The 587-nt window shown below is 33.0% G+C and carries 1 protein-coding gene; it reads right to left on the bottom strand.

Going from position 1 to position 587, the window contains the following annotated elements; translation table 11 throughout:
- Positions 1 to 148: 148 nt before the first annotated feature.
- On the bottom strand, positions 149 to 587 hold a 439-nt coding region (locus LG649_RS15895), incomplete at its 5' end, for a hypothetical protein (protein WP_226544806.1).

Below are 587 nucleotides of genomic sequence, written 5' to 3'. Positions count from 1 at the left end.
AACGGACTCGTATAACCGTCAGTTTACGGGTTAAAGTACGCAAATTTTTCGATTAAGCACAGATGTTAGCAATTCCGAGTGGATTCGGACGTAGTCGAATCCGCCGTAATTGCGGTTATACATTGTTGTATACAGTGCTTTTTTCCGTTTAACATATTATTTCTTTCGTTTTGATGTATTCGTAATCGTCTCCACCCAAATAGTTTTTTGTTCCTAAATAAACGGGACAAGTCAGAATCAAATTAATTTGTTTAGCTGTTTCTTCTATAATAATGTCCGATGGTTCTTTTGAGTCAAACATTAGCATTATTGTGATTGGTTCTTTTAAATTTTCAGCTTGTTGTTCAGCACTTCCTTCTTCATAATCATTCCAATAAGAATGCTTTCTAGATATATTAAATTCAAAGGAAGAATCAATTAATTGGGCTTCAATCCATTCGTAAACATTCTCATAATCGTAATAATATTCTCCAATTAGTTTTTCATTATGAAGTTCAGTTGCTATATCCTCAAGATGTTTTTCCGAGTAAAACCAAAGTTTGTAATTTTTCCTTTTAGATTTCATTGGTGCGCATTGTATACAACGG

It is taken from the genome of Neotamlana laminarinivorans (assembly GCF_020523925.1).
GTDB classification, from domain to species: Bacteria; Bacteroidota; Bacteroidia; order Flavobacteriales; family Flavobacteriaceae; genus Neotamlana; species Neotamlana laminarinivorans.
Note: the sequence above shows the minus strand (reverse complement) of the source record. Positions and strands in the feature narration are given on the sequence as shown.